Source organism: Oceanisphaera profunda (assembly GCF_002157895.1).
Lineage (GTDB): Bacteria > Pseudomonadota > Gammaproteobacteria > Enterobacterales > Aeromonadaceae > Oceanimonas > Oceanimonas profunda.
Genome location: NZ_CP021377.1, coordinates 353,266 through 377,007, shown reverse-complemented (window position 1 = coordinate 377,007; position 23,742 = coordinate 353,266). Strand labels below are relative to the sequence as shown.

General features: G+C 50.6%; 19 protein-coding genes. 10 read left to right on the top strand and 9 right to left on the bottom strand.

Annotated features, from left to right (window positions below):
- Window positions 1-358: 358 nt before the first annotated feature.
- Window positions 359-958, bottom strand: a complete 600-nt coding sequence (locus CBP31_RS01640; protein ID WP_087034577.1) for a pentapeptide repeat-containing protein — start codon at window positions 956-958, stop codon at window positions 359-361.
- Between the two features lie 271 nt (window positions 959-1,229).
- On the opposite strand from CBP31_RS01640, the gene CBP31_RS01635 reads away from it, so the two are divergent.
- Window positions 1,230-1,981, top strand: a protein-coding gene (locus CBP31_RS01635) for an IS5 family transposase (protein WP_407668743.1) whose coding sequence is annotated in 2 segments (ribosomal slippage) — window positions 1,230-1,560 and window positions 1,560-1,981 — 753 coding nt in all. Because the reading frame shifts where the segments join, the coding sequence is not laid out codon by codon here.
- Window positions 1,982-2,106: 125 nt separating this feature from the next.
- On the opposite strand, the gene CBP31_RS01630 is transcribed toward CBP31_RS01635, so the two are convergent.
- On the bottom strand, window positions 2,107-2,571 hold the full coding sequence (locus CBP31_RS01630; protein WP_087034576.1) for a CreA family protein: 465 nt from the start codon (window positions 2,569-2,571) through the stop codon (window positions 2,107-2,109).
- A 44-nt stretch (window positions 2,572-2,615) separates the two neighbouring features.
- Window positions 2,616-3,563 (bottom strand): magnesium/cobalt transporter CorA, encoded by a 948-nt coding sequence (corA, locus tag CBP31_RS01625; RefSeq protein WP_087034575.1) that lies wholly within the window; start codon window positions 3,561-3,563, stop codon window positions 2,616-2,618.
- Between the two features lie 208 nt (window positions 3,564-3,771).
- Between corA and CBP31_RS01620 the strand changes: the two genes are divergently transcribed.
- A complete protein-coding gene (locus CBP31_RS01620) occupies window positions 3,772-4,275 on the top strand; it encodes a DUF922 domain-containing protein (protein ID WP_227875099.1) in 504 nt (167 codons plus the stop codon).
- 87 nt (window positions 4,276-4,362) lie between these two features.
- Here CBP31_RS01620 and mnmC read toward each other — a convergent pair whose 3' ends face one another.
- On the bottom strand, window positions 4,363-6,354 hold the full coding sequence (gene mnmC, locus CBP31_RS01615; protein WP_087034573.1) for a bifunctional tRNA (5-methylaminomethyl-2-thiouridine)(34)-methyltransferase MnmD/FAD-dependent 5-carboxymethylaminomethyl-2-thiouridine(34) oxidoreductase MnmC: 1,992 nt from the start codon (window positions 6,352-6,354) through the stop codon (window positions 4,363-4,365).
- A gap of 105 nt (window positions 6,355-6,459) precedes the next feature.
- Here mnmC and fabB point away from each other — a divergent pair, with 105 nt between their 5' ends.
- Window positions 6,460-7,674, top strand: coding sequence for a beta-ketoacyl-ACP synthase I (gene fabB, locus CBP31_RS01610; RefSeq protein WP_087034572.1), 1,215 nt, complete (start codon window positions 6,460-6,462; stop codon window positions 7,672-7,674).
- Window positions 7,675-8,623: 949 nt separating this feature from the next.
- Here the strand turns inward: fabB and mobA are convergent.
- Window positions 8,624-9,289, bottom strand: a complete 666-nt coding sequence (gene mobA, locus CBP31_RS01605; RefSeq protein ID WP_087034571.1) for a molybdenum cofactor guanylyltransferase MobA — start codon at window positions 9,287-9,289, stop codon at window positions 8,624-8,626.
- Window positions 9,290-9,496: 207 nt separating this feature from the next.
- Between mobA and CBP31_RS01600 the strand changes: the two genes are divergently transcribed.
- The 3 genes from CBP31_RS01600 (at window position 9,497) to CBP31_RS01590 (ending at window position 12,834) form a co-directional block, all read left to right on the top strand.
- Entirely contained in the window at window positions 9,497-10,705 is a 1,209-nt protein-coding gene (locus CBP31_RS01600; RefSeq protein ID WP_087034570.1) for a CynX/NimT family MFS transporter, read from the top strand.
- Window positions 10,706-10,852: 147 nt separating this feature from the next.
- Window positions 10,853-11,692, top strand: coding sequence for a DNA ligase (locus CBP31_RS01595; protein ID WP_087034569.1), 840 nt, complete (start codon window positions 10,853-10,855; stop codon window positions 11,690-11,692).
- Between the two features lie 368 nt (window positions 11,693-12,060).
- Window positions 12,061-12,834, top strand: a complete 774-nt coding sequence (locus CBP31_RS01590; protein WP_087034568.1) for an NRDE family protein — start codon at window positions 12,061-12,063, stop codon at window positions 12,832-12,834.
- 91 nt (window positions 12,835-12,925) lie between these two features.
- Here CBP31_RS01590 and CBP31_RS15650 read toward each other — a convergent pair whose 3' ends face one another.
- Window positions 12,926-13,057, bottom strand: coding sequence for a putative transporter small subunit (locus tag CBP31_RS15650; protein ID WP_227875098.1), 132 nt, complete (start codon window positions 13,055-13,057; stop codon window positions 12,926-12,928).
- Complete coding sequence (locus CBP31_RS01585) at window positions 13,057-14,763, bottom strand: sodium:solute symporter family protein (RefSeq protein ID WP_227875097.1); 1,707 nt, start codon at window positions 14,761-14,763, stop codon at window positions 13,057-13,059. The genes CBP31_RS15650 and CBP31_RS01585 overlap by 1 nt, the downstream gene beginning before the upstream one ends.
- Window positions 14,764-15,299: 536 nt before the next feature.
- Between CBP31_RS01585 and purE the strand changes: the two genes are divergently transcribed.
- Window positions 15,300-15,794 (top strand): 5-(carboxyamino)imidazole ribonucleotide mutase, encoded by a 495-nt coding sequence (gene purE, locus CBP31_RS01580; protein WP_087034567.1) that lies wholly within the window; start codon window positions 15,300-15,302, stop codon window positions 15,792-15,794.
- Window positions 15,791-16,858: a 5-(carboxyamino)imidazole ribonucleotide synthase gene (gene purK, locus CBP31_RS01575; RefSeq protein ID WP_087034566.1), complete on the top strand. Its 1,068-nt coding sequence runs from the start codon at window positions 15,791-15,793 to the stop codon at window positions 16,856-16,858. Before purE ends, purK begins: the two co-directional genes overlap by 4 nt.
- Window positions 16,859-16,963: 105 nt before the next feature.
- Here the strand turns inward: purK and CBP31_RS15840 are convergent, their stop codons facing one another.
- The gene (locus tag CBP31_RS15840) at window positions 16,964-17,089 is read right to left on the bottom strand and encodes a hypothetical protein (protein ID WP_265414964.1); all 126 of its coding nucleotides are present in this window, start codon (window positions 17,087-17,089) and stop codon (window positions 16,964-16,966) included.
- Between the two features lie 660 nt (window positions 17,090-17,749).
- Between CBP31_RS15840 and CBP31_RS01570 the strand changes: the two genes are divergently transcribed.
- Window positions 17,750-18,973 carry an efflux RND transporter periplasmic adaptor subunit gene (locus tag CBP31_RS01570; protein WP_087034565.1) on the top strand — a complete coding sequence of 408 codons (1,224 nt, stop codon included), beginning with the start codon at window positions 17,750-17,752 and terminating at the stop codon, window positions 18,971-18,973.
- Window positions 18,970-22,026 (top strand): efflux RND transporter permease subunit, encoded by a 3,057-nt coding sequence (locus tag CBP31_RS01565; RefSeq protein ID WP_087034564.1) that lies wholly within the window; start codon window positions 18,970-18,972, stop codon window positions 22,024-22,026. The genes CBP31_RS01570 and CBP31_RS01565 overlap by 4 nt, the downstream gene beginning before the upstream one ends.
- Window positions 22,027-22,388: 362 nt before the next feature.
- Here the strand turns inward: CBP31_RS01565 and CBP31_RS01560 are convergent, their stop codons facing one another.
- On the bottom strand, window positions 22,389-23,429 hold the full coding sequence (locus CBP31_RS01560; RefSeq protein WP_087034563.1) for a PLP-dependent cysteine synthase family protein: 1,041 nt from the start codon (window positions 23,427-23,429) through the stop codon (window positions 22,389-22,391).
- Window positions 23,430-23,742: the final 313 nt, after the last annotated feature.

Here is a 23,742-nt window from a genome sequence, read left to right as displayed (position 1 = left end):
AATAAAGAGGACTTCGGCAGGCCAGCTCTGCTGGCTGTTACTGAGGTTTAAATTTAAACCAAAACACCAAACCGGGCCGAAGTCCTCTTCGCCGAAGAGACGGGCCCCTACAAGGTCAAAATACCAAACTGAGCCTCATATTTTTACCGAATAGGCGGGCACATATCTGTAACCTATTGAATTTATTGGTGCTGAATTCACTGAAACATGGCTGAACTTTGTGGGTAATCATGTAATGTTTAAAAGCTAGATATCGGGCCGTCATGCGGGCTAGACCCGGTACCAGTAAGACGGCAAGGAACCAAGCAAAGGCGCCGAGTCAGGGTTCTTTTTTAGCTAGGCGCTGAGCGCTTGTATGTCAGTCCACTAACTCGATATTCAGGCTGTAGAGCAAGTTGAGCGCGGCGAAGCGGGAGAAGGTGGCGTTATCGATTTTGTTCTCTAACACATGGATATTGAAGTTTTCTGACTCAGTAAAATCGACGCTTTGTAGGTTAGTGCGCATAAACACACTGTTGGTGAAATCGCAGTGGGTCATGAAAGAGTGAGAAAAATCTCCTTCTCTAAAGTCCACTTCATGACACTTGCATTCATCAAGCCGCAGCCCTTGTAAGGTAAGGCCGAAAAATGACGCGTCATTTAAGATGCAGTGTTTAAAGCGCAGCTCTGAGTCTAAATGAAAGGCTGGCCAGTCGGCTTTGGTCCAATCCACACCCACCAATTTACACTCAATAAACTCCACGCCAAACCAGCGCGTGCTCGGCACCTTCATCAGGCTTAAATTGCAGTGCTTAAAGGTACAGTCAATAAACTTGCCACGCGCAAAAGTGCTACCAGAAAAATCACAATGCTCAAAGGTACAGTCTTCAAATTCCACACCTGAAAAATCACCCTCAATGCAGGATAAACGGCTAAACGTTTGTTCTACATAGCACTCGCCATCTTGAATTTTTTGCACTGGTGTCTCCTGTTGTTTTTGTACTTACTATCGCCTGACCGATACTGAATTGAGTTCAGCATGGTTTAGGGCAGTCTTTCAGAGAGGATTGTGTTTTGTAGTGTGGCCGTTTCTTAGCAGAGACTTCACCACGGTCTTGGTTAATTTTTAATTGATACTTTGGGGCTTATGCCCAACATCATTTACGCCTAGGGCGCGTTCTCATTTGACGCTTCGGCTGCATTAGCTACCTTTATAGTATTTGAAGTAACTACTTGTGAGGTAACGACTTATGAGGCATTACTTGCTACGAGATGATCAATGGGAGTGCATCGAAGAACTGCTCCCGGGTAAAGCTAGCGATAGAGGCGTGACAGCACTCGATAATCGCAAATTTGTTGAAGCGGTACTTTGGATTGCTCGAACTGGCGCACCTTGGCGGGATTTACCTGATTTTTATGGGCATTGGCACCGCGTTTACGTCCGATATAGTCGTTGGTCTCACAAAGGCGTCTGGCTCACGATAATGGAGGAGTTATCCAAAGAAGCTGATTTTGAGCAACTCATGATCGACGGTAGTATCGTTCGTGTCCATCAACATGGGGCGGCTAAAAAAAAGAGCAAGATGCAGAAGCCATGGGGAAGTCTAGAGGTGGACTAACGACTAAAATCCATGCTGCCGTTGACGCTTTAGGCAACCCCGTGCGCTTACTGTTAACCCTAGGGCAGGCCTCAGAATATGATCAAGCAGAGGCATTGTTGGATGGTTTTACGCCTAGCCAGGTCTTGGCTGACAAGGGTTATGATTCAGATGCGTTTGTTGAAAGTATTCAAAGTGTTGGAGCAGAAGCGGTTATACCCTCAAGAAAAAATCGATTGGAGCCAAGGCCGTTGGATCGTCATGTTTATAAAGATCGCAACTTGGTTGAGCGTTTCTTCCAAAAGTTGAAGCAATTTCGTCGTATAGCAACTAGGTACGAACGACTGGCAAAAAATTACCAGTCAATGTTGAGCCTCGTGTCAGCCGTTATCTGGCTGGCATAATTGAGAACGCACCCTAGGTTGTAATGCGAGAATAAGTGTTCGCCTACAAAAAACACCAAACTAGTTGGTGTTTTTTATTTGCCAGCCCCGCATCAAGCGTAAGGCATCTCGCTTTCTGGAAAAGCTTAGGGTTGGGCTGGCATTTGATAGGCTTGGGTGCCCCACAGCGGCACGGTCGACATGGCGTGTTTATAACTGCCACTGGTTTCTTTGGTGCTGTAAGCCAAATACAGTAATGACTGGCTTTGTTCATCGTAAATGCGACGAATCTTCAGACTTTTTAAGAAAATACTCTTGGATTTCTTAAAAACGATATCGCCACTTTTTGACTTATCAATGCCTGCTAACATGGCGGTGGTGATTTCACCGGTTTGTCGGCAGCTGATTGCCATATCTGACGGGTCGGCCAAGTTTAAATTAGCGACCACGTTCGACATATGGCAGGTGACGCCGGGTACTAACGGATCCGTCAATACTTCGATTTTAATGTCTTTGGTGGTGAACATGCCGAGTGACACATCTCCTACCTCATTGTTATCACAGCCGCTGAGCGTCAGCGCTGCCAGTACCATGGCAAGGTGTTTATACATACTAATCTCCTAACATGTAAACCAAGAGTCGAGGCTGAGAATACTCACAGCCAGCCTTTGCGTTTAAAGAAGTAATAAGTGCCACACGCAGACATCAGCATCATCACCAGTGACATGGGGTAGCCATATTTCCAACCAAATTCCGGCATGATTTCAAAGTTCATGCCATAGATACTGGCGATCAGTGTGGGCGGTAAAAACACCACGGCCGCGACCGAGAATATCTTGATCACCTTGCTTTGCTCTAAGCTGGTAAAGCCCAGCGCCGCATCCAGTTGGAAATTTATTTTATCGAACAAAAACTGAGTATGGGGCAATAAGGATTCGATGTCGTAGAGCATTTCATCAATCCAGCGGCGCTGTTCGTCGTCGGATTGCTGGCGCAAAGAACGCTTCATAAAACGCAACGCCCGACGGGTATCATAGAGCGCCAAGCGAATATGGCCGTTGCCGTCTTCTTGCTGCATCAAGTCTGACATTGTGCTGTGCAAGTTGGTGACGTGCAGTACTTGTTTAGCGGTTTGCTCGAGCGTTTTGTAGCCGTCTTCAATTAAGTCAGAAATATATTCGACTTTTAGCTCGAATATTTCCAAGAGCAGGTCGGTGGCGTTGTCCGCTTCAACACGGTCTTGACGCATATAATGGCGTAACAGGCGGATCAGACCTAAGTCATCTTCACGAAAACTGATCAGCATGTTGTTGCGTAAGTTAAAGAGCACGTTGATGCCGTCTATCTCTTTGCCCAAGCGTTGCGGAAACAGCGAGTGAATATGCAGGCCGTCTTTATCGCGATAAAAACGCGCCGAGGCTTCAATGTCGTCAAGCTCGTCGAGCTCTGGCATTTCTTCCACAAACAACTGCTTCATCCAGCGCTGTTCGTCTTCACTGGGCTTTAAGATATCCAGCCACACGACATTAGGCGGTAACTCAGCTTCTAAGTCGAGGGGCTGAATATTGAAGGATGTGCCATTCAGGGTATAGGCTGTGATCATGCAGCGCTCCAACCAATTAACAATGTGCGCACTATAACGCAGCTGCTAGAGCCAATATAGAGGCAGGGGTGATATGTCAGGGGGTTGTGCCGGATTTCTGCATTTTTTGTGTCTAAATCGAGTAACATAGCACTAGACTCAAATGACTTGATTATACCGAGCGCCTATAATGAAGCTCTGCGCGCAGATAATATTTTGGAGAGCGATATTGAAACCATTATCTTGGAGTTGGGGCCTGATCTTATTGCTGGCGCTGCCGGCGTGGGCCGAAAATATGGTATTGAAAGCGCGCCAAACTGTGGATATTTATGGCTCGAGTGCGCTGGAGCCCAGTTTGGCAGATGTGGATTATCGCTTGTCTTGGCAATTGTCGGGCCAGCACACGGAAAAAGGCTGTTTGCCCTCCCAAGTGTTAGTCTCGCTCACCGCGACCGTGACTGAGCCTTTGGAGTGGCCACAAACGCCCGCATGGCAAAATTACCGACTGGCGTTAACCGGTTATGAACGTCTAGTACGTGAGCGCGCCTTATTATCCGCGGAATGGTTAGAGCACTCTTTGTTTCAAATTGCGCCGCAAGCCAACTGCGAGCAGCTGCATGAGGTGGCCGATCGCGTTGGCTATCATCAGCTGGACATTGCCCAAACCTTGCTGCGTGATTTTCAGCAGCAAAATGATTATGGCCGCCAGCTTGGCCTTATTAAGCCAGAATAAGCCCAATCGGAATAAGCTCCCGTAGAATTACATCGCTCATCATAAGTCCAGTCTAAATCAGCTGGGCTTATTAAGTTAAAAGGCCCCTTAGCGCAGCGGCTGGCCCCTGAGTAACTTACGCGCCCAATGCCGATTGGGCGCTAGGCTATCAAGAATAGGGCGCGAGACCGGATAAGGCTCGTCACATAATTGTGCCGCTAATAGCTCAGCCAACAAAGGCGCCGAGCATACCCCCCGCGAACCCAAGCCTGATAGTACATATAAACCGGCATGATCCTCCGCTAATGGCACCGCTTGCGCTTGGCGTCGTTGTAACTTATCAAACTGCTGAAGTTGCGCCGCCTTGTTGGGAGCTGCACCCGCCATCGGAAAATGATCCCGAGAAGTGGCGCGCACGCCAACCCGACCTGAACCGCTGCTTAGAGGGAGATCATTCAAGGCGGGCAGGGTACTCACCAATTTATGATGATTTTCTTGCTCGTCTGTGGCGCTGTACTCAAGGTGCACCTGATCACGGCCATAACTGGCGCCAATGCAATGTAGCCCTTGCCAAGCGGGGGTCAGGTAACCGTGATAGCACACTACGGTTTTTAATGAGGCTAAAGAGGGTGCACTGGCTTGATAATTGACTTGGCCGCGCGCCGCAGACAGCGCTAAGCCTTGGGTTTGCACCAGATCTAACACGCCATGGCTGTTGGCCAAAAACACATTATCTGCCAGCACCTCACCGGTACTTGTGGTTAGCAACCATTGCTCGTCCTTGGCTTGTAAGCTCTCTACCTGAGTCTGATAGCGGGTGTGCAGCAAGCCCGTTTTCTTGGCCTGCGCCAACAAAGCAGTAATCAGCTCAAAGGGGCAAATCCAGCCGCCCAGCGGATATTCTAGCCCAGCTAAATTGGCGGCAATGCCGGTACGGGCATTAACTTGCTCTGCACTAAGCGAGGCCAATAAAGTGTCGGGAAAATGATGGGCCAATAACTTGGTTATTTTAGCAGAGCTGGTCTCGTCATACGCCAACTGCACCACGCCACACCAGTCGTGCGCCACTTTATGCTGCTCGGTAAAAGCGCAGAGGGTGCGGCGAGCATGCAAAAAAGCCTGTAAATAAAATTGACTTAAATTATCGTGCTCGCCGTTTAACAACGGATAAATCGCCGCTTGGCGATTGCCCGATGCCCCCTGTGCGGGAGCCCCATGTTGCTCTAGTAAGGTGACGCGCATGCCGCGTCGCGTTAGCGCATGGGCGAGACAAGCGCCCGCAATGCCGGCACCCACGATAACGGTGTGGCCAATTCGGCCCGGGCGGCGCCAAAACCAAGGGGTGGCGTAAGGTTGGCGGTGATGACGCAGCAACACGCCGGCTAACATTTCACGTTTGTGGCGAAAGCCTTTTATGCGCTTCATCTCAAAGCCTGCCGCGGTTAAACCCTGCCTCACTAAGGTGGCTGCGGTGAAGGTGGCAAGCGTGGCACCATTGCGGGCTAAACGCGCTAATTGAGCGAATAATGCAGGCGTCCACATTTCAGGGTTCTTACTGGGCGCAAAGCCATCTAAATACCAAGCATCCACCTTGCCGCTTAAGCCCGCTTCCATACTGGGCAGCACTTGGGTGACATCGCCTAGCCATAAATCTAGGCTCACATTCTCGTCTAATTGCAGTCGATGACAGCCGCTAATTGGCAGTGGATATTCAGCTAACAAACGTGCGCTTAAAGTGCTAAGCTCTGGCCATTGGGCCAGTGCTTGGCTTAGATCTGTGTGGTTAAGTGGATATTTTTCCACGCTGATCAGGTGCAGTCGCTGGGCGTTACCTTGCGGATGTTGCCGACGATAGTCGAGAAAAGCCTGCCAAGTAGCCAGTACGTTTAAACCGGTGCCAAAACCGGTTTCGGCCACTACAAATAGTGGGCGGTCGTGATTGCGCCAACGGTTGGGTAGGTCATTTTGGCCGAGAAATACATAACGACTTTCGGCCAGACCATCGTCGTTAGAAAAGTAGACATCGTCGAACGCAGCAGCGACCGGCGTGCCTTGGTCATTCCAGTCCAGACACGCGGTTGTAATGAAGTGGGGTGACACTAAACCTCCGGGGCCGTAAAAGCGGCTATTTTATGTGAAAGCAGACCACTTTAACCTTTCTTTATGGTTAGAATTGTCGGCAAATCAAGACAGTAGGATAGAGAGATGAGAAGAGCAGTCATTACCGGTATCGGTGTGGTGTCGAGCATTGGTAACAATCAAGAAGAGGTTTTGGCCTCACTCAAGGCGGGCCGCTCCGGTATTAGCTTCTCCCAGCAATTCGCCGATCATAACTTGCGCAGCCATGTTTGGGGAAACATAAACATGGTTCCATCAGAGCACATAGACCGCAAAGTGATGCGTTTTATGGGTGATGCCGCCGCCTTTGCCTATCTTTCTATGGAAGAAGCCATTAAGGACGCTGGCCTTGATGAGTCCATGGTATCGAACGAGCGCACTGGCTTAGTGGCCGGTTCAGGTGGTGCTTCTTCTAAAAACCAGATTGAAGCGTGCGATATTTTGCGTACCAAAGGCGTGCGTCGCGTGGGTCCTTACATGGTGCCACGTACCATGTCTTCGACCGTGTCTGCTTGCTTGGCGACGCCGTTTAAAATTAAAGGCATCAACTACACCATCAGTTCCGCCTGTGCGACTTCTGCACACTGTATTGGCCATGCGTTAGAGCAAATTCAATTGGGCAAACAAGACATCGTCTTCGCCGGTGGTGGTGAAGAAGTGGACTGGACGCTAGCCCTGCAATTTGATGCCATGGGTGCATTGTCGAGCAAATATAACGACACCCCTGAACTGGCTTCTCGTACCTATGATGCGGGCCGTGATGGCTTCGTCATCTCTGGCGGCGGCGGCATGGTAGTAGTAGAAGAATTAGAGCACGCGTTGAAGCGTGGCGCTAAAATCTACGCTGAAATTACCGGCTACGGTGCTACTTCTGACGGCTACGACATGGTTGCACCATCAGGCGAGGGCGCGGTACGTTGCATGCAACAAGCCATGGCCACCGCACCTGCGGCCGTGCAGTACATCAACACCCACGGCACTTCAACGCCAGTGGGCGATGTAAAAGAGTTGGAAGCTATCAACAATTTGTTTGGTGATAACGCGCCTTTCATCTCTGCCACTAAAGCCATGACCGGTCATGCGCTGGGTGCGGCAGGTGTACACGAAGCCGTGTACTCCTTGCTGATGATGGAGCACGGTTTTATCGCGCCGAGCATCAATATTACCGAGCTGGACGAAAAGGCGAAAAATCTGCCTATCGTGACCGAATACAAAGAAGTGGAATTAGACACTGTAATGTCAAACAGCTTCGGTTTCGGCGGCACTAACGCCAGCTTAGTATTCAGTAAATACAAAGGTTAATCCTTTATACTGTGGCTTGAGCCAATACTAAAAAAGGACGCTTCGGCGTCCTTTTTTGATCCTGTAATAACATGATTTAAAGACTAAAATTTTCCTGATTACCCACAATGATCAGCCATACTTTAGTCATTTTATTTATCAGTATATTCAATGATTTGCAGGTATAAGTAATGCTACGGAACTAACGTGGATTTTTTAGTTACGGGCTCTTAAAGATTCAAGACTCCTTCGCTACTGTTTTAGCGCTTGGTTTTGACCTTGTAGGTGCCCTTATTTTCGGTAAAAAGTATTCAGCACGGTTTTGGTTTGGTTTTCAGATTTAACCCCCATCCTGCTTCGCAGGCCCCGCGAACAAGTTGCGGGCTACAAAGTAACCGTCTTTTGTAGGTGGCAATTTATTCGCCACGGTGTTGTTTTTGTTTTGAGATTTAAAACCCCATTCAGCTACGCTGGCCTGGCGAAGTCCTCTTTAGCGAAGAGAGCTTCGCCGCAGTTTGGATCTTGGCTATCCACATTAGTTATGGCGGACTGCTTAGCATCTTCGTGAACGGTACTTCTGCACGCTTTTATATTTGAATTTTAAAATGCAAGCGATGCAGGCCTGCCGAACAAGTTGGCAGCTACAAAAGAACAAACCTAAACAGGACGGTACAGTGGCTGAGGTTCATACGTAATCAGGAAAATTTTTGTCACGGCTCTTTGTTATACCAATCTCACTAAATATTTGATCTATTTTAAGGCTTGGAGTGTTAGAGGCAACACAGCCACCTTTCACGACACGCCATAAACCCATCCATGGGGGCTCGGAAAATGCCGTCCTTGGCATTTCACGGTCGCGGGAGGCGATCTCTGTTGCCTCTTTACAAGCATCGAGTTGCCTGTAAACAGCATCATCAGTCATCTACGGGATATAAGAGAGGATGAAGGGCACCGCTCTCTTCCAACTCCGCTAGCGCCGCTGGAAGAGAGGATGAAGGGCACCGCTCTCTTCCAACTCCGCTAGCGCCGCTGGCGTATTGATATTGGTAAAAGCCGCGCGCTGGTCGCTGAAGTCGACCTTGAGCAGTTCATGGCGTTGGTACCATAACTGCAATTTACGATCGCCTGCGGCTAAGTAAGCGTGCAGTGAGGGCAATAAGGATTTGTGCAGCAAAACGGTGGCCGCATGTAAGCGTTCGCCATCATCCGTCACGGCAATTTGCCCAGTGTGGCTAATTGCCGCAGCGAGCCTGTTGGCTAAATCCAGCGGTACCAGTGGGCTATCACAGGGCACAAACAGCACCCAGTCATGCTCGGCTTGGCGCAGGCCCGCGGCCAATCCGGCCAAGGGGCCAGCAAAATCGGCGCCATCAAAAAATGGGGGAGCTAAGTCGGTGGCTGGGTGCTCGTCGTTATTGCAAGCGTGGTCGCTAAATACGGGGCCATAGCCTTGATACGTCTCTTGATTACGATTGGCATTGATCAGCACCTGTGCCACTTGCGGGGTGAGGCGAGCCAACAAGTGCGCCACTAACGGCTGGCCCCATAACGTTAGTAGTCCTTTATCGGCCCCTTGCATGCGCCGACCTTCGCCACCGGCTAAAATCACGGCGCTTATTTTCTCTGGGCTCAGCATTGGATTCCTTAACCTAATAAGCGGGTAATGCGCCAGCGCGGGTGTTTACGGCTTGCGCTCATCAAACACAGATCCTACCATGGTCCGCTTGCATTTGGTCGCCTCTGCTTACTTAAGGGCGGTCAGGTCTACCCCTCTCGTTCTGCACTGTGTCTATCTTGGTGCATATTTGGCCAAGACACAGCCTACTGAAAATAAGGAATCTTCATGTCATCATCCTCGCCAACGGGTCCTTTCGTTGGTCGCCCAGTGATCGCCGTCTTGGCCATAGTGGCGCTTATGTTGGCAGCGGCTAATCTGCGCGGCGGCTTGGTGGTCGTGGGCCCGCTCGTCATGGAAATTCGTGACAGCCTGCAGATCAGCGCCAGTGCCTTTAGTTTATTAACCACCTTGCCGCTGCTCTGTTTTGCTGGCATGTCGATTTGCGTCCCTTGGCTCACCAGACGTTGGGCTCCACAATGGATTTCTATCGCAGGCTTAATGGTGATAAGCCTAGGCGTGGGTTTTCGACTGCTTGATAGCTATGCGTTAGTGATAGTGGGCACCTTATTATTAGGCTGTGCCATTGCCGTACTTAATGTGTTGATACCGGGACTAGTAAAAGCCTTTTTCCCGCGTCAAGTGGGTTTGATGACTGGCCTGTATTCGGTGACCTTAAGCCTAGGCGCCGGTATGGGCGTGTTTTTGGCGATCCCCTTATTAGAGCAGTTTGGCGATTGGCGCTATCCAGTCGCATTGTGGGCGGTGTTGCCTTTGTTTAGCGTGCTGTTTTGGCTGCCAATGCTCAAAGTGAAGACAGTGGGGCGCCCGGCTAACCGGCAGCGAGTGAGCTTATGGCGGGATAAAATCGCTTGGTCGATTACCTTTTATATGGGTCTGCAGTCGTTTTATTTTTATTCCATGGCCACTTGGTTGCCGAAAATACTGCTTGAAAATGGCTTAGATGCCCATCAAGCGGGCACGGCCACGGCCTTGATTAACTTGGTAAGTATTCCCTTCAACTTATTTGTGCCGATTTTAGCGGCAAAAATGGCTAACCAGCGGCTGCTAGTAGTGGGCACTTTTATGGTGTCTTTCATCGGTATTGCAGGTATTTGGTGGCAGCCTAATGCGGCCCCTTTGTTGTGGGCGTCATTTATCGGCATGGGTTGTGGCAGTGCATTAAGCTTGGCTTTGTCCTTCTTTGTGCTGCGTGCCGAGAACACGGCGCAGGCCACGGCGCTGTCGGCCATGGCACAAAGCATTGGTTATTTGCTGGCCGCCTTAGGGCCGGTGTCATTAGGGTTAATGCGTGATATCAGCGGTCATTGGCAGTGGGCATTATTGTTACTGCTGGCCTTACAGCTGGGCCAATTGGCCAGCGGCTGGTCGGCGGCACGGCCCATTAAAGTCAAACCCGATCAAAGTAAGCTTTAAGGGCGCTGCACACCTTACTTACGGTTTTTACTCATGACATAAAATGTCACGCGGCTAGCGGCTTAAGAACTGATTACTGTGTTCTCTCCTATGCTTATGGGTGCTTGATGGTGTTAATCAAGCGTTCATAGGCCAAGGAGGGCTTATATGAATTATCTTCCCTTATTATTACCGCTGGCGGTGGTCACTATGGTGGTCGCAGCTTCGCATCCTAATGCCCCGCCACTGCAATTAGCCGCCAATTATCAGCAGCAAGATGCCAGCCGTTATTGGGTGAGTGAAAAACTCGATGGCGTGCGCGCCTATTGGGATGGTGAAGCTCTGTGGTCGCGGGCTGGGCATCGCTTTGTGGTGCCCGATTGGTTTGTGGCAGACTTTCCCAGTACCCATTTAGACGGCGAGCTTTGGCTGGGGCGCGGCCAGTTTGACGCGCTCTCGGCGGCGGTGCGCCGTTATCAGCCTCAAGAAGATGAATGGCGCCAAATTCGGTTTATGGTGTTTGATTTACCCCAAAGCAATGCACTCTTTGAAGCCAGACTGAGCGAGCTGGAACAATTACTGACGCCAATAGATACGCCTTACTTACAGCTTATTGAGCAGCAGCGGCTCACGGATAATACGGCCCTCGCTAAGTTGTTAAAAGACGTAGAGAAGAGCGGCGGCGAGGGCTTAATGCTGCGCCATAAACACAGTCGCTACCAAGCGGGGCGTAATCAAAGCTTACTCAAGCTTAAGCAATTTCAAGATGCAGAAGCCAAGGTAGTGGCGCATTTGCCAGGGCTGGGTAAGTATCAAGGCATGCTGGGTGCGCTGCTGGTGGAAACGCCGGATGGTCGGCAGTTTCGCTTAGGTACCGGCTTTAGTGATGCGCAGCGCCAAACCCCGCCTGCGGTGGGTTCTACCGTTACTTATCGCTATCAAGGCGAAACCCAACAACGGCAACCGCGTTTTGCCAGCTTTATGCGTGAGCGCAAAGAAGAGCCTTGACCCCTGAGGGGCGTTTTATGCATTACGTCATACATATTACGTCAGAGAAGCTGTCAGACCGAGCTAGTTTCCTTGTTATACCGGGCTTGGCCCGATGTCTCGCACTAAGGTCTAAAGTTAGATTTGAGTCGATTTCAGGGAGAAAATATAAGGGCGAGATCCTGATGTGCATCAGGAAGAAGGCTAAATAAGAAACATACGGTGCTCTTTCTACCAACGGCATAGTTTTTAGCTATTCAACCTCAGACAGCACTTGCGCCGTAAAGTGAACCATAGTGTTTTCCAGAATTTACTCCCGCAAAAAGCCTCAATTTCACGGGCATTAGTATAAAGTGGTTTTGTTACTTACTACCTGAGGAAACTAATTCGTGTGCTTGATTGCGTTTTCGTGGCAGCCCCAAGCTAGGCAGCTGCAGTTATTGGCCAACCGTGATGAGTTTTATGCACGTCCCACGGCTGCTGCGGATTGGTGGCCAGATTCGCCCAATATATGGGCAGGGCGGGATCAAGAAGCGGGGGGCACTTGGCTCGGAGTAAATCGCAGCGGTCGGTTTGCGGCATTGACCAATGTACGAGAAGCACAGATGAATGTCGGTAAACGCAGTCGTGGTGAGCTGGTGACAAATTTTTTAACCAGCTTATTAAGCCCAGAGGCCTATTTAGAGCAAGTGCTTAGCCAAGGCAAGGAGTACGCCGGTTTTAATCTGTTGTTGGGTGACCTTGCTATGAATCAGGAGCAGGGTGAGCTTTGGTATGGCGGCAATCGCCTTGGTGGTGAGGCAAGGCGCTTAAATGCGGGTAGCTATGGTTTATCTAATGCCCAGCTCAACACGCCTTGGCCCAAACTGATCCGCCTTAAGCAGGGGTTAGCCCAGTTAGACGATACAGGTGAAGCCTCCGCGTTTGCCTTGCTAGACGACGCCACTCAGGCCGCACCCGACTCTTTACCTGATACCGGCGTAAGCCCTGAGCTGGAATTACTCTTGTCCTCGGCGTTTATTCACAGCCCTACTTATGGCACCCGTGCTCAAACCTATTTGTGCATTAAAGGTCAGCAACTCGATATCATCGAGCGCAGCCGTGGTGCTCATGCAGAGCTACTCAGTACCCAGTGCCTGCAACTTATTCTGCCCAGTGCATAACGAAAATCTGTCAATTAACCAAAAAAATAAGGCGAGCCCTAGGGCTCGCCTTATTGTTACTGCTGTTTGCGTGTTACACCTAAAGCTAGGCTTACACTAAACCGCGTTTTTCTTTTTTCGCCGTCTTAATGTCTTTCCATACCGCACGGCAAATGACCCATAAGATGCCTAAGGTAAGAGCGGGCCAGATTAATATATAGATACCTAGCGTTAATTCGTTCATTAAGACTCCTTAGCCAAACGAGCAGGGTTTAAGCCCGCATTGCCTGGACTTTTTTTATTTTTGAGGGCTTCGGCCAGCTCGTTTCGGTTGTCATAATGACCCACGCGCTGGGCGATCAAATCAAAGTCGAAACGCTCTTTATTCAATAAGCTCATCACCACGCATACTAAGGTACTGGAGCCGTAGGCCACCAGTGATGACAGCAATACCGTGTATTCCCGTAAGAAACCGGTAGCGAAATAGGTCATGGCCAAGGCGGCAATGGTACCGGCCACAAAGCCTGCCCACTTACCGAAGAAGCCAAAGGCCATTAAGCCGATCACCACGCCAGCACCAATAAAGGCCAGCAGCTCAAACAAGAGGCCTGTAAATCCGGTCATGGACAACAGTTCGAAACGTGAGATACAGAACAAGGCCAAACCGGTAAGCACGGCACTGGTAAAGGCGGCGTTAGTAATGCGATCCCAATAGCAACTGGCGATTACTGGGAACACTATGGCTCCCCACAAGGCACCCACAAATACCAGCATCACTAAAATATCAAACGAGTAACTGGCGAGAATGATACCGATCATAGTGGCAGCCACCATGGTCATGCGACCAATAAACAGCATGCGTTTAGGGTCGACTTTACCTTTCGCTAAGTTTTTACCGTACACATCGGCCATTACGATGGCAGACAGCGCCGATAAGTCGGAGTCGGCGGTGGACGACAATGAACCAATTACCAAGATAAAGAATAAGCCAATAAACACCGGCGATAGGTAAGTCGATACCATTTGTGGGATCAGGTTATTGCCTTCACCGTTAAGGGGCTCTACGCCTAAGGTGAGCGCCATTAAACCAATCATACCTAAGCCGATCACGATAGCGCCGTAGCCCAAGGTGGCGGTTAAGAAGGTCGATTTAATGTGGTTTTTATTTACCGCAAACAGCCGCTGAGAAATGGTTTGGTTACCTATGGCATAGGCCAACACCGCGATAAAGAAGGGCGCACCTTGGTTTAAGATGGCATCCATCGAGAACAAGCTGGTCTGCTCTAAGGTCATATTATTGAAACCCTCGAGCATCACGCTCGGGCCACCCATGGCAAATAATACCGCAGGAATAATCACAATCGAGATACCCATCAGCGCCACTAATTGCGCGAAATCGGTAAACACCGAGGCCCTAAAGCCCGACCACAAGGTATAGCTGAGCACGCCGACACCGGCAATCGCGATGCCGGTTTGAAATGACAAAGGCGAGAGCACGGCCACCAAGGCACCGGCGGCGGTAAAGTTCACCATTAAGCTGATGATACTGCCCAAGAGGTTTGAGAAGGCTAAAATCAGCTGGCTGGATGAACCGTGGCGCGCATGAATCAGCTCGCCCAAGGTATGCGCCTTAGGTGCCAATGCTCGAAAGCGGCGGCCAAACGGATAGATAAATAAAATCATCAGCGCACCCCATAGCCCATAATGCAGCGGGCCCGAGACACCGTATGTATAACCTGAGGTGGCGGCCGCATAAAACGAGGCGGCCCAAATCCAGGTGGCGGTCATACTGGCGGCACCCATACCAAAGCCGATGCGTTGGTTAGACACCATAAAGGCATCGGTGTCTTCTTGGTCTTTTTTAATAAAGGTGGTTAAAAAATAGGTGCCGCCGTAAAAAGCCGCCAACAACAGCAATACCGTTGTTGTAGAGAGTTGATAGAGTTCCAAGGATGTCTCCATGAAATGATCGATACGCAAGCCAAGGCTCATGTTCAAGCTAAGGCTTAGGCAAACGTTCGAATAAATGAACAGAAAAACGTCCAGCTACAGTGGCGGATTAGGCAACTGCAGTGACATAAATGTGGCGTAAGTAAAGACGACCAGGCTTGCGACAACGGACGCGAAAAAACGCTAATAAAACGATATTAAAAATTAAAAGCTAGAGACGTTGGCGAGAGCCGGGTGATGTGTGGTCGACGACACAGACGGTCGTGACTTAGGGCAAAGCTTCAATGGCACCAAACATGGCGGGGACACCTCCTGTGACGGTATTCAATTTCATTCAATTATAAATACAAGCACTTAACTTAACCCCAAACTCAGGTTTTGTCCAGTTGACGCCAGAATCTGGCTTACTTCACTAGCCGACAAAGTCCCGTTTCGCTATAATTGCACACCCCCCAGATCCACCGAAATGCTGAGCGGGTGTGCGTGTGATTAATACCGCGCCACTGCGCCATAAACCTTGTTAACCAGGAGTAGTCATGCAAGCAAAAGTTGCCGTCATCATGGGCTCAAAAAGTGATTGGCCCACCATGGAAGGCGCCGCCGAAATTATGGATTTATTACAGGTGCCTTATGAAGTGGAAGTGGTGTCGGCGCACCGCACTCCCGACCGCCTAATGTCATTTAGCGCAGAGGCAGTAGGGCGCGGTTTTCAAGTGATTATTGCCGGCGCCGGTGGTGCGGCGCACTTACCTGGCATGGTAGCGTCTAAAACCCGCCTGCCGGTATTAGGAGTGCCGGTACAAAGCCGTGCCCTTAATGGCATGGACAGCTTGTTGTCTATCGCGCAAATGCCCAAAGGTGTGGCGGTGGGTACGCTGGCCATCGGTGAAGCGGGCGCCTTTAATGCGGGGTTATTAGCGTGCCAAATATTGGCCAATAACGACCCAGCACTGGCCGAGCGCCTAGAGGCGTTTCGCCAGCAACAAACCGACACCGTATTAGCCAATCCTGATCCGAGGGCACAAGCATGAGCCGTATTTGGGTACTGGGTGCCGGCCAATTAGGCCAAATGCTTAAGCATGCAGGCATGCCGCTTAATTTAGACGTACAACCGGTAGATATAGAATCAGAAGAAACGCTGCCTTTGTTGGCCCATGAGCAAGTGACCGCTGAGCGTGAGCAATGGCCGGATACCGCCGCGACTCGCCAACTGGCCAGCCACGGTGCTTTCGTTAACTTGCAGACTTTTCCACGATTAGCCGATCGCTTTACGCAAAAATCCCTGATTGATGAACTGGGCTTAGCCACAGCACCTTGGCAATTGGTGGAGTCCGATACCACGGCCGAGAGTTTGCACGAGCGCTTAGGCGAGCGGGTATTACTTAAGCAGCGCACCGGCGGGTACGACGGTCGTGGCCAACATTGGTTACGTGAGCCGGGCCGTGATGCGGTGCCAGAAGGCTGGCATCAAGTGTGCATCGCCGAGCAAGCCATCGACTTTGACGAAGAAATGTCGGTAGTGGGCATGCGCAGTGCGGATGGCCAGTGTTTCTTTTATCCACTGACCCTTAACTTGCACGTAGATGGCATCTTGTTGGGCTCGGTGGCACCATTGCCGCGCCTTGCACACTTGCAAGAAAAAGCCGAGCAGATGCTGGGCAAGCTAATGAATAACCTAGATTACGTGGGCGTCATGGCCATGGAGTGCTTCCGCTTAGGCGATACGCTGCTGGTTAATGAACTGGCACCGCGCGTACATAACAGCGGCCACTGGACCCAAGCTGGCGCCAATATCAGCCAGTTTGAAGCGCACTTACGTGCCGTGGCCAAGTTGCCCTTGGTACAACCCACCGTTAAAAACACCAGCGTGATGGTGAATTTAGTGGGTGTGGATTATCAAGATGCTTGGCTTACCGTACCCGGTGCCGAGCTGTATTGGTATGGCAAAGAGGTACGAGTGGGCCGCAAGGTCGGACACATTAACTTCTGCCTCGATAACCACGCCGACACCAAGGCGGCACTGGATCTGCTGCAAACCATGCTACCGGCCACTTACGTGGAAGTACTTAACTGGTTGCGCAGCCAGCTGGATTAATTTCCAACGTTAGTTGTTGCAACGCGCACAAAAAAGCCCTGAACAGTCATGCTGCTCGGGGCTTTTTTTATTGCGATAAAGTGGACGGATAATTTTTGCTTGGCGTTATATTTTCACGCCTAACGATACTTTCTCTTCTTGAAGGTAAGCAATGCTTAAGGCGCCACAGGCCACCACTAAAAATATCACCATAGCAATGTTCGCAAAACGAAGTAGTTGGGTATGACTCATAATGTGCACTCCAGATGCTTGTTATGGGTTATCCTATGCCTGCCTGACTAATGAGTCAACAATAAACACTAAAGCAAAATAGTTTTTTGCTTTGACTTAGATCATAAGAAATAGTGATAGGCGGTAAGGTTTTAGCTAAGCAAGACACTGCCCGTATCTCGCCCTTTGCTTTGTCATTTGTAGGCGAACACTTGTTCTCGCATTTCGCCGAAGGCGAAACGGGTTAAATCAAAAGCGAGATCCTGATGTGCATCAGGATGACGGCTTAAAAACAAACACCGTCCTAGGCCGTCATACCGGATTTACTCCGGTATCTGCTCTCGGTACTAAAACTTAAAACGAGATCCTGAATCGAGTTCAGGAAGACGGCATAAATAATGACACAGTCCTTAGCTTTGGTATTTGTAGGCGAACACTTGTTCTCGCATTTCGCCGCAGGCGGAACGGGTTAAATCTAAAACGAGATCCTTAATCGAGTTCAGGAAGACGGCATAGAGCTAAAAACCGACCATTGCCGTCTTATCGAGCTTGTCCCGATATCTGCACTATAGGTCTAAAGCTCTTCCCGCTTCTAGCTCACAGCTACTCATCCTGTGGCTGTTTCACTTGGCTCTAACTTGCTATGCTGAAGTTTCACTCTTTGAACTCGGAAGTGGTCTCATGGTGGCAACTAGGGCAACGCTATGGCTGGCTCGTTATAAGAAGCTGAGTTGGCTGATCTTGGTACTGATGCTGCTGGCATTTTGGCTGTGGCGCGGTGAGCTGTATCAAGCACAAAGCCAAGCCCCAGATGAGCAAAGGGCACTACAGCAAACAACGGCCAAGCTGTTTTTTGTTGAGGCTAGTGACTTTAAGGCCGAGCCTTATCAGGCAGAGGTATTGTTACAAGGCAAACTGGCGCCTATTCATAGCGTTAACCTGCGCGCTCAAGTCAGCGGTACTGTGCTCACTCGGCCCGAGTTAGGGCAAAGGGTGGCAAAAAATGACGCATTAATTACCGTCAGTGATGATGGGCGACGGGTGCAACTGGAGCAGGCCCAAGCAGATTTGGCATTGCGCCAAGCGCAGGTGAGTGCCGGCGCTCGCCTGCGCGCCAAGCAACACATCTCAGAAACCGATTATCTCTCTTTAAAGGCCGCAGCGGTCAGCGCTAAAGCCGCAGTGGCCAACGCTAAGTTGGCGGTGAGCCACAGTGAAATAGTCGCCCCCTTTGCCGGCCAAGTGGATAGTTTGCCCGTAGAGCAGGGCGGATTTGTGCAAGTGGGCGATGAGCTACTGACCTTAGTCGATGTGTCTCGGCTTAAGTTAACGGCCCATGTGCCGCAACAAGCGGTGCTAAAGCTTAACACCGGGTTGCCGGTGCGTGCCGTATTACTCGATGGCCGTGAGCTTAACGGCAAACTGGACTTTATTGCCCAAGCCGCCGATGACCAAACCCGCAGCTTTGCCCTTGAGGCCAAATTAGATAATCCACACGGTTGGCGAGTCGCGGGTGCTAGCGTGGGCCTGCATATTCAACTGCCTAAACAAGATGCCATTCGTTTATCCCCAGCATTATTGGCGTTGAACAAGCAAAGCCAATTGGGAGTGTATCTGCTTGATGAGCAAGATCGCATGCAATGGCAGCAGGTCACGTTACTGAGCATCACCACTGAACAAGCTTGGGTAAGTGGCTTGCCAAGCTCGGTGCGGCTCGTAACCCGCGGCGCTGACTTTGTAGCAGCCGGCACTGTGGTTAATGTGCGTATGGCGGAGTCTGCATTGCCTGAAGCTAAGCCGATTGAAACCAAGCCGACTGAGATTAAGCCAGCTGAGACTATCCCCCTCGAACAGTCGGGCGAGCCTGCACTATCCGAATTCAAGCCAGCGGAGCCTCGGCCATGAGGGGCCTAATTGCAGCGGCGGTGCAGCGCAGTCGCGCCACCTTAATGGCCTTTATCTTTTTATTGCTGGGCGGCCTAGGCGCTTATCAAGCCATTCCTAAAGAAGCCAACCCAGACGTCACCATCCCCATGATGTATGTGTCTTTGTCATTAGAGGGCATTAGCCCCGAAGATGCCGAGCGCTTACTAGTGCGACCCATAGAGCAAGAACTGCGCACGCTGGCGGGGGTAAAAAAAATGAGCTCCACTGCCAGTGAAGGCCACGCTTCTGTGATGTTGGAATTTGATGCGGGCTTTGATCCTAAACTCGCGTTGCAAGATGTACGGGAGAAAGTCGATGCCACGCGCAGTAAATTACCTCAAGAAGCGGATGAGCCCCAAGTACATGAAATCAACGTGTCCTTGTTTCCGGTGTTATCCGTGGCCTTGTCGGGCCCTATATCTGAAACCGAATTGGTGATGATAGCGCGCCGCCTCAAAGATGAGATTGAAGGCATAGGTGAAGTGTTAGAAGTGGACATTGGCGGTGACCGAGAAGACGTGCTGGAGATCATCGTCGACCCGCAAGTGCTGGATACCTACGGCATTGATTACAATGAACTGTTTAATTTGGTCTCAAGCAATAACCGTTTAGTAGCCGCCGGCAGTTTAGACACGGGTGCTGGGCGCATGGCCATTAAAGTGCCGGGCATTATCGAAAATCTTGACGATGTGTTGGGCATGCCCATCAAAGTGCATGGCGATCGGGTGGTCACTTTTGGTGATGTGGCCATGTTGCGGCGCACGTTTAAAGATCCCGCCGGCTTTGCGCGCATTAATGACCAGCCGGGCTTAGTGCTGGAAGTCAGTAAACGGGCCGGTGCCAATATTATCGACACCATAGAACAAGTGAAGCAGCTGCTGGCACAAGCTCAGCCCTTGTTGCCAGAGGGCGTAGCAATTAACTACATCATGGATCAGTCCATGCAAGTGGAAACCATGCTCTCGGACTTACTTAACAACGTAGTCACCGCCGTGGTGTTGGTGTTGATTTTAATCTTGCTGGCCATGGGCATGCGCTCGGCGCTGATGGTTGGACTCACCATACCGGGCGCCTTCTTGTCCGGTATTCTGGTGATCTGGGCCATTGGTTTTACTATGAATATTATCGTGTTGTTTGGGCTGATTTTGGTGGCCGGCATGTTGGTGGATGGCGCCATTGTGGTCAGTGAGTTGGCCGACCGACATTTGCACGAGGGTCAAGCGCCTAAGCAAGCGTGGATCAATGCGGCGCACCGCATGAGCTGGCCGGTTATCTCCTCCACCGCTACTACGCTTGCGGTATTTGTGCCGCTGCTATTTTGGCCCGGTGTGGTGGGAGAGTTTATGAAGTACCTGCCCGCTACCGTGATTATCTGCTTGCTGGCCTCATTGGCGATGGCGCTGATATTTCTGCCTACCATGGGCGGGCTTGCCAAGGCGCGCCAGCCTAAAGTCGCCATCAGCATGCCGGGCCTAGCCAGTTATAGGAGGCTGTTGGCTTGGTTATTACAACGCCCAGCAACCAGTTTGATCACCACCTTAATCTTGGTGGTGATTGTCTATGCAGGATATGCCCGCTTTAATCATGGGGTGGAGTTTTTCCCTAACATAGAGCCGGACAGCGCGCAGCTACAAGTGCGGGCGCGGGGCGATTTATCCGTCTATGAAAAAGATGCCTTATTGCAGCAAGTGGAGGAGAGGCTACAAGGTCTCACCGAGGTTAAAGCCTTGTATGCCCGCAGCTTTGCCATGGCGGATAGCCAAATGGGCAGTGATGTGATCGGCGTGCTGCAGTTTCAATTTGTAGACTGGTATCAACGCAGACCTGCCACCGACATTAAAGACACCATGCTGGCGCTCACCGAGGACATACCCGGCATTATTTTAGATTTTCGTCAGCAGCAAATGGGCCCCAGTAGCGGCAAACCGGTAGAGCTACGCTTGAGTGGACTTAATGAAACCCTGCTCAATCAGGCCACCGATACCCTTCGCCAAGCCATGAATGAGCTGGGCGGTTTTATTGATGTGGAAGACGACCGCAGTTTGCCGGGCATTGAATGGCGCTTAACCGTGGATCGCGAAGCGGCGGCGCGCTTAGGTGCCGATGTGCTCAGTGTTGGTAATGCGGTGCAATTGGTTACCAATGGCTTAAATTTGGCCACCTATCGGCCAGAAGACGCCAACGACGAAGTGGATATTCGGGTGCGCTTGCCTGCTAATTTTCGCTCACTCGATCACCTGTCGCGGCTCACGCTTAATACGGCCCGTGGCCAAGTGCCCTTAAGCCACTTTGTGACACTGGCGCCGGCACCCAAAGTTGGGACTCTGCATCGCGTCGACGGTAAACGTACCATCACCTTACAAGCGGACATTGAACAAGGCTTTCGTCTTGATGAACGTTTGAGCGCGCTGCGTGGCCAAGTCACAGCCCTGCCCGAGGGGGTGACTTTAGTGGTGGCCGGAGAAGATGCGGATCAAAAAGAAGCAGGGCAGTTTTTAATCGCCGCCTTTGGCGTGGCCATCTTTATGATGACGCTGATTTTAGTGACGCAATTTAACAGCCTGTATCAAACCGGCTTGGTGTTATCGGCCATCGTGTTCTCGACCGCAGGCGTTTTGCTGGGCTTACTGCTTAACGGCCAATCCTTTGGCATTGTGATGGTGGGCATGGGCATTATTGCCTTAGCCGGCATAGTGGTGAACAACAATATTGTGCTGATAGATACCTTTAATCAATTGCGCGCCGATGGGATGGAACCCGTTGCAGCGGCACTTGAAACCGGTTGTTTGCGCCTGCGGCCGGTGCTGCTTACCGCCATTACCACAGTGTTGGGTTTAATGCCCATGGTACTGGGTGTAAACGTGGATTTATTGGGGCCAGGCTTAGGCATAGGCGCACCGTCTACTCAGTGGTGGACGCAGCTGTCCAGTGCCATTGCCGGCGGCTTGGTGTTTGCCACTTTGCTCACTTTACTGCTCACCCCCTGCATGCTGGTACTGCGGCCGGGGCGAGTGGCCAAGAGTGAAGGGTAAAGGGTAAAACACCGCACCCACGGATGCGGTGTTTTTCTGGCAATGATGCTTTGCCGTCATCCTGACGAACGTCAGGATCTTGGTGAGATTAGAAGGTTCTCTGCACAAAGATGCTGAATCAAGTTCAGCATGACGACCTAACATCGCGTTCTGACCATATCCAAGACTTAACAACCTAATATTTGCCACGGAATCTACAGAACCTACAGAAAAATTAACATCAACAATAAACAACTGCTTGATAAGTGCTTATATACATAACGCCTTTTAAGCTTTGCTCTTCGTCAGTGGGTTCCGTGTATTCCGTGGCGAGAAAGTCTTTTTAGTTTGGTGTTTGTTTTACTTTCCGCTTAATACTGTGTCTACCCAAACACCGCCAATTGCTCGCGATAGGGCGTTAAATCGCCGATGTGCTCGGCTACCCACTCTGGGTTGTAGTAAGTGTCTAGGTAACGCTCGCCGCCGTCGCACATTAAGGTCACCAGCGACCCTTGCTCGCCGTTTTGCTGCATGCGCTTAGCCAGCTGCAACACGCCCCACAAGTTAGTGCCGGTTGAGCCACCAGCCTTACGGCCTAGAATATGCTCCAGCCAATGAATGGTGGCGATGCTGGCGGCATCTGGCACCTTGATCATTTCATCAATCACTTCTGGCAAAAATGAGGCTTCTACTCTGGGCCTGCCTATGCCTTCAATACGGCCACCGGCTTGACTAATCAGGCTGGTATCACCGCTTTGATAACTGTCGTAAAACACCGAGTTTTCGGGATCCACCACCACTAATTTGGTATCCAACCCCAAATAGCGGGTATAACGGCCCAGCGTGGCCGAGGTGCCGCCGGTGCCGGCGCTCATCACAATAGCGTGGGGAATAGGGTGCGGCTCTTGGGCCAGTTGGTGAAAGATGCTCTCAGCAATATTGTTGTTGCCCCGCCAGTCGGTGGCGCGCTCAGCAAAGGTAAATTGATCCATATAATGGCCATTATATTCCAGCGCTAACCGCTCGGCCTCGGCGTAAACTTGCGATCCGTGATCCACAAAATGACAGTGGCCACCGAGGCGCTTAACTTGCTCTACTTTTTTGCAGGTAGTGTGGCGGGGCATAACAGCGGTAAAGGTTAAGCCCAACAGTTTAGCAAAATAGGCTTCCGACACGGCAGTGCTGCCCGATGAGGCTTCCACCACATGGGTGCCTTGCTCGACTTTTCCGCTGCAAATGGCGTGCAAAAATAAAGAGCGCGCCAATCGATGCTTGAGGCTGCCGGTAGGGTGAGTACTTTCGTCTTTTAAGTAAATATCTATGCCATGCAGGCTGGGAATATCCAGCCGATACAGGTGGGTATCTGAGGTGCGCAGCTGATCGCTGGATAAGATTTTAAGGGCGGTGCGAGTCCAATTGTTCATGGCAGAGTCCGAGGCTAGTAATGGGAAAGCATGAGCAAAATTATATCCTCAATATCGGCAGTAATTTTTACTATTTTTCCGTAATCGGGGCTATGAGCAGTAAATTACGCTCTTTATGAGGCATTTAAGTCGTCCGTTATATCAGCTGTAGAACCGCGGCCGTCAGTGAAAGATCAACATCTTCTTTGCCACGGAATCCACAAAACCCACGGAAAAATAGAGATAAGATCGAAAAGTGGCAAATTATTCAGGGGTAAGACCTTAACCCTATACACTCGCTGTCGCGTTAAGCATTTGCTAGAGCCATAAAAAA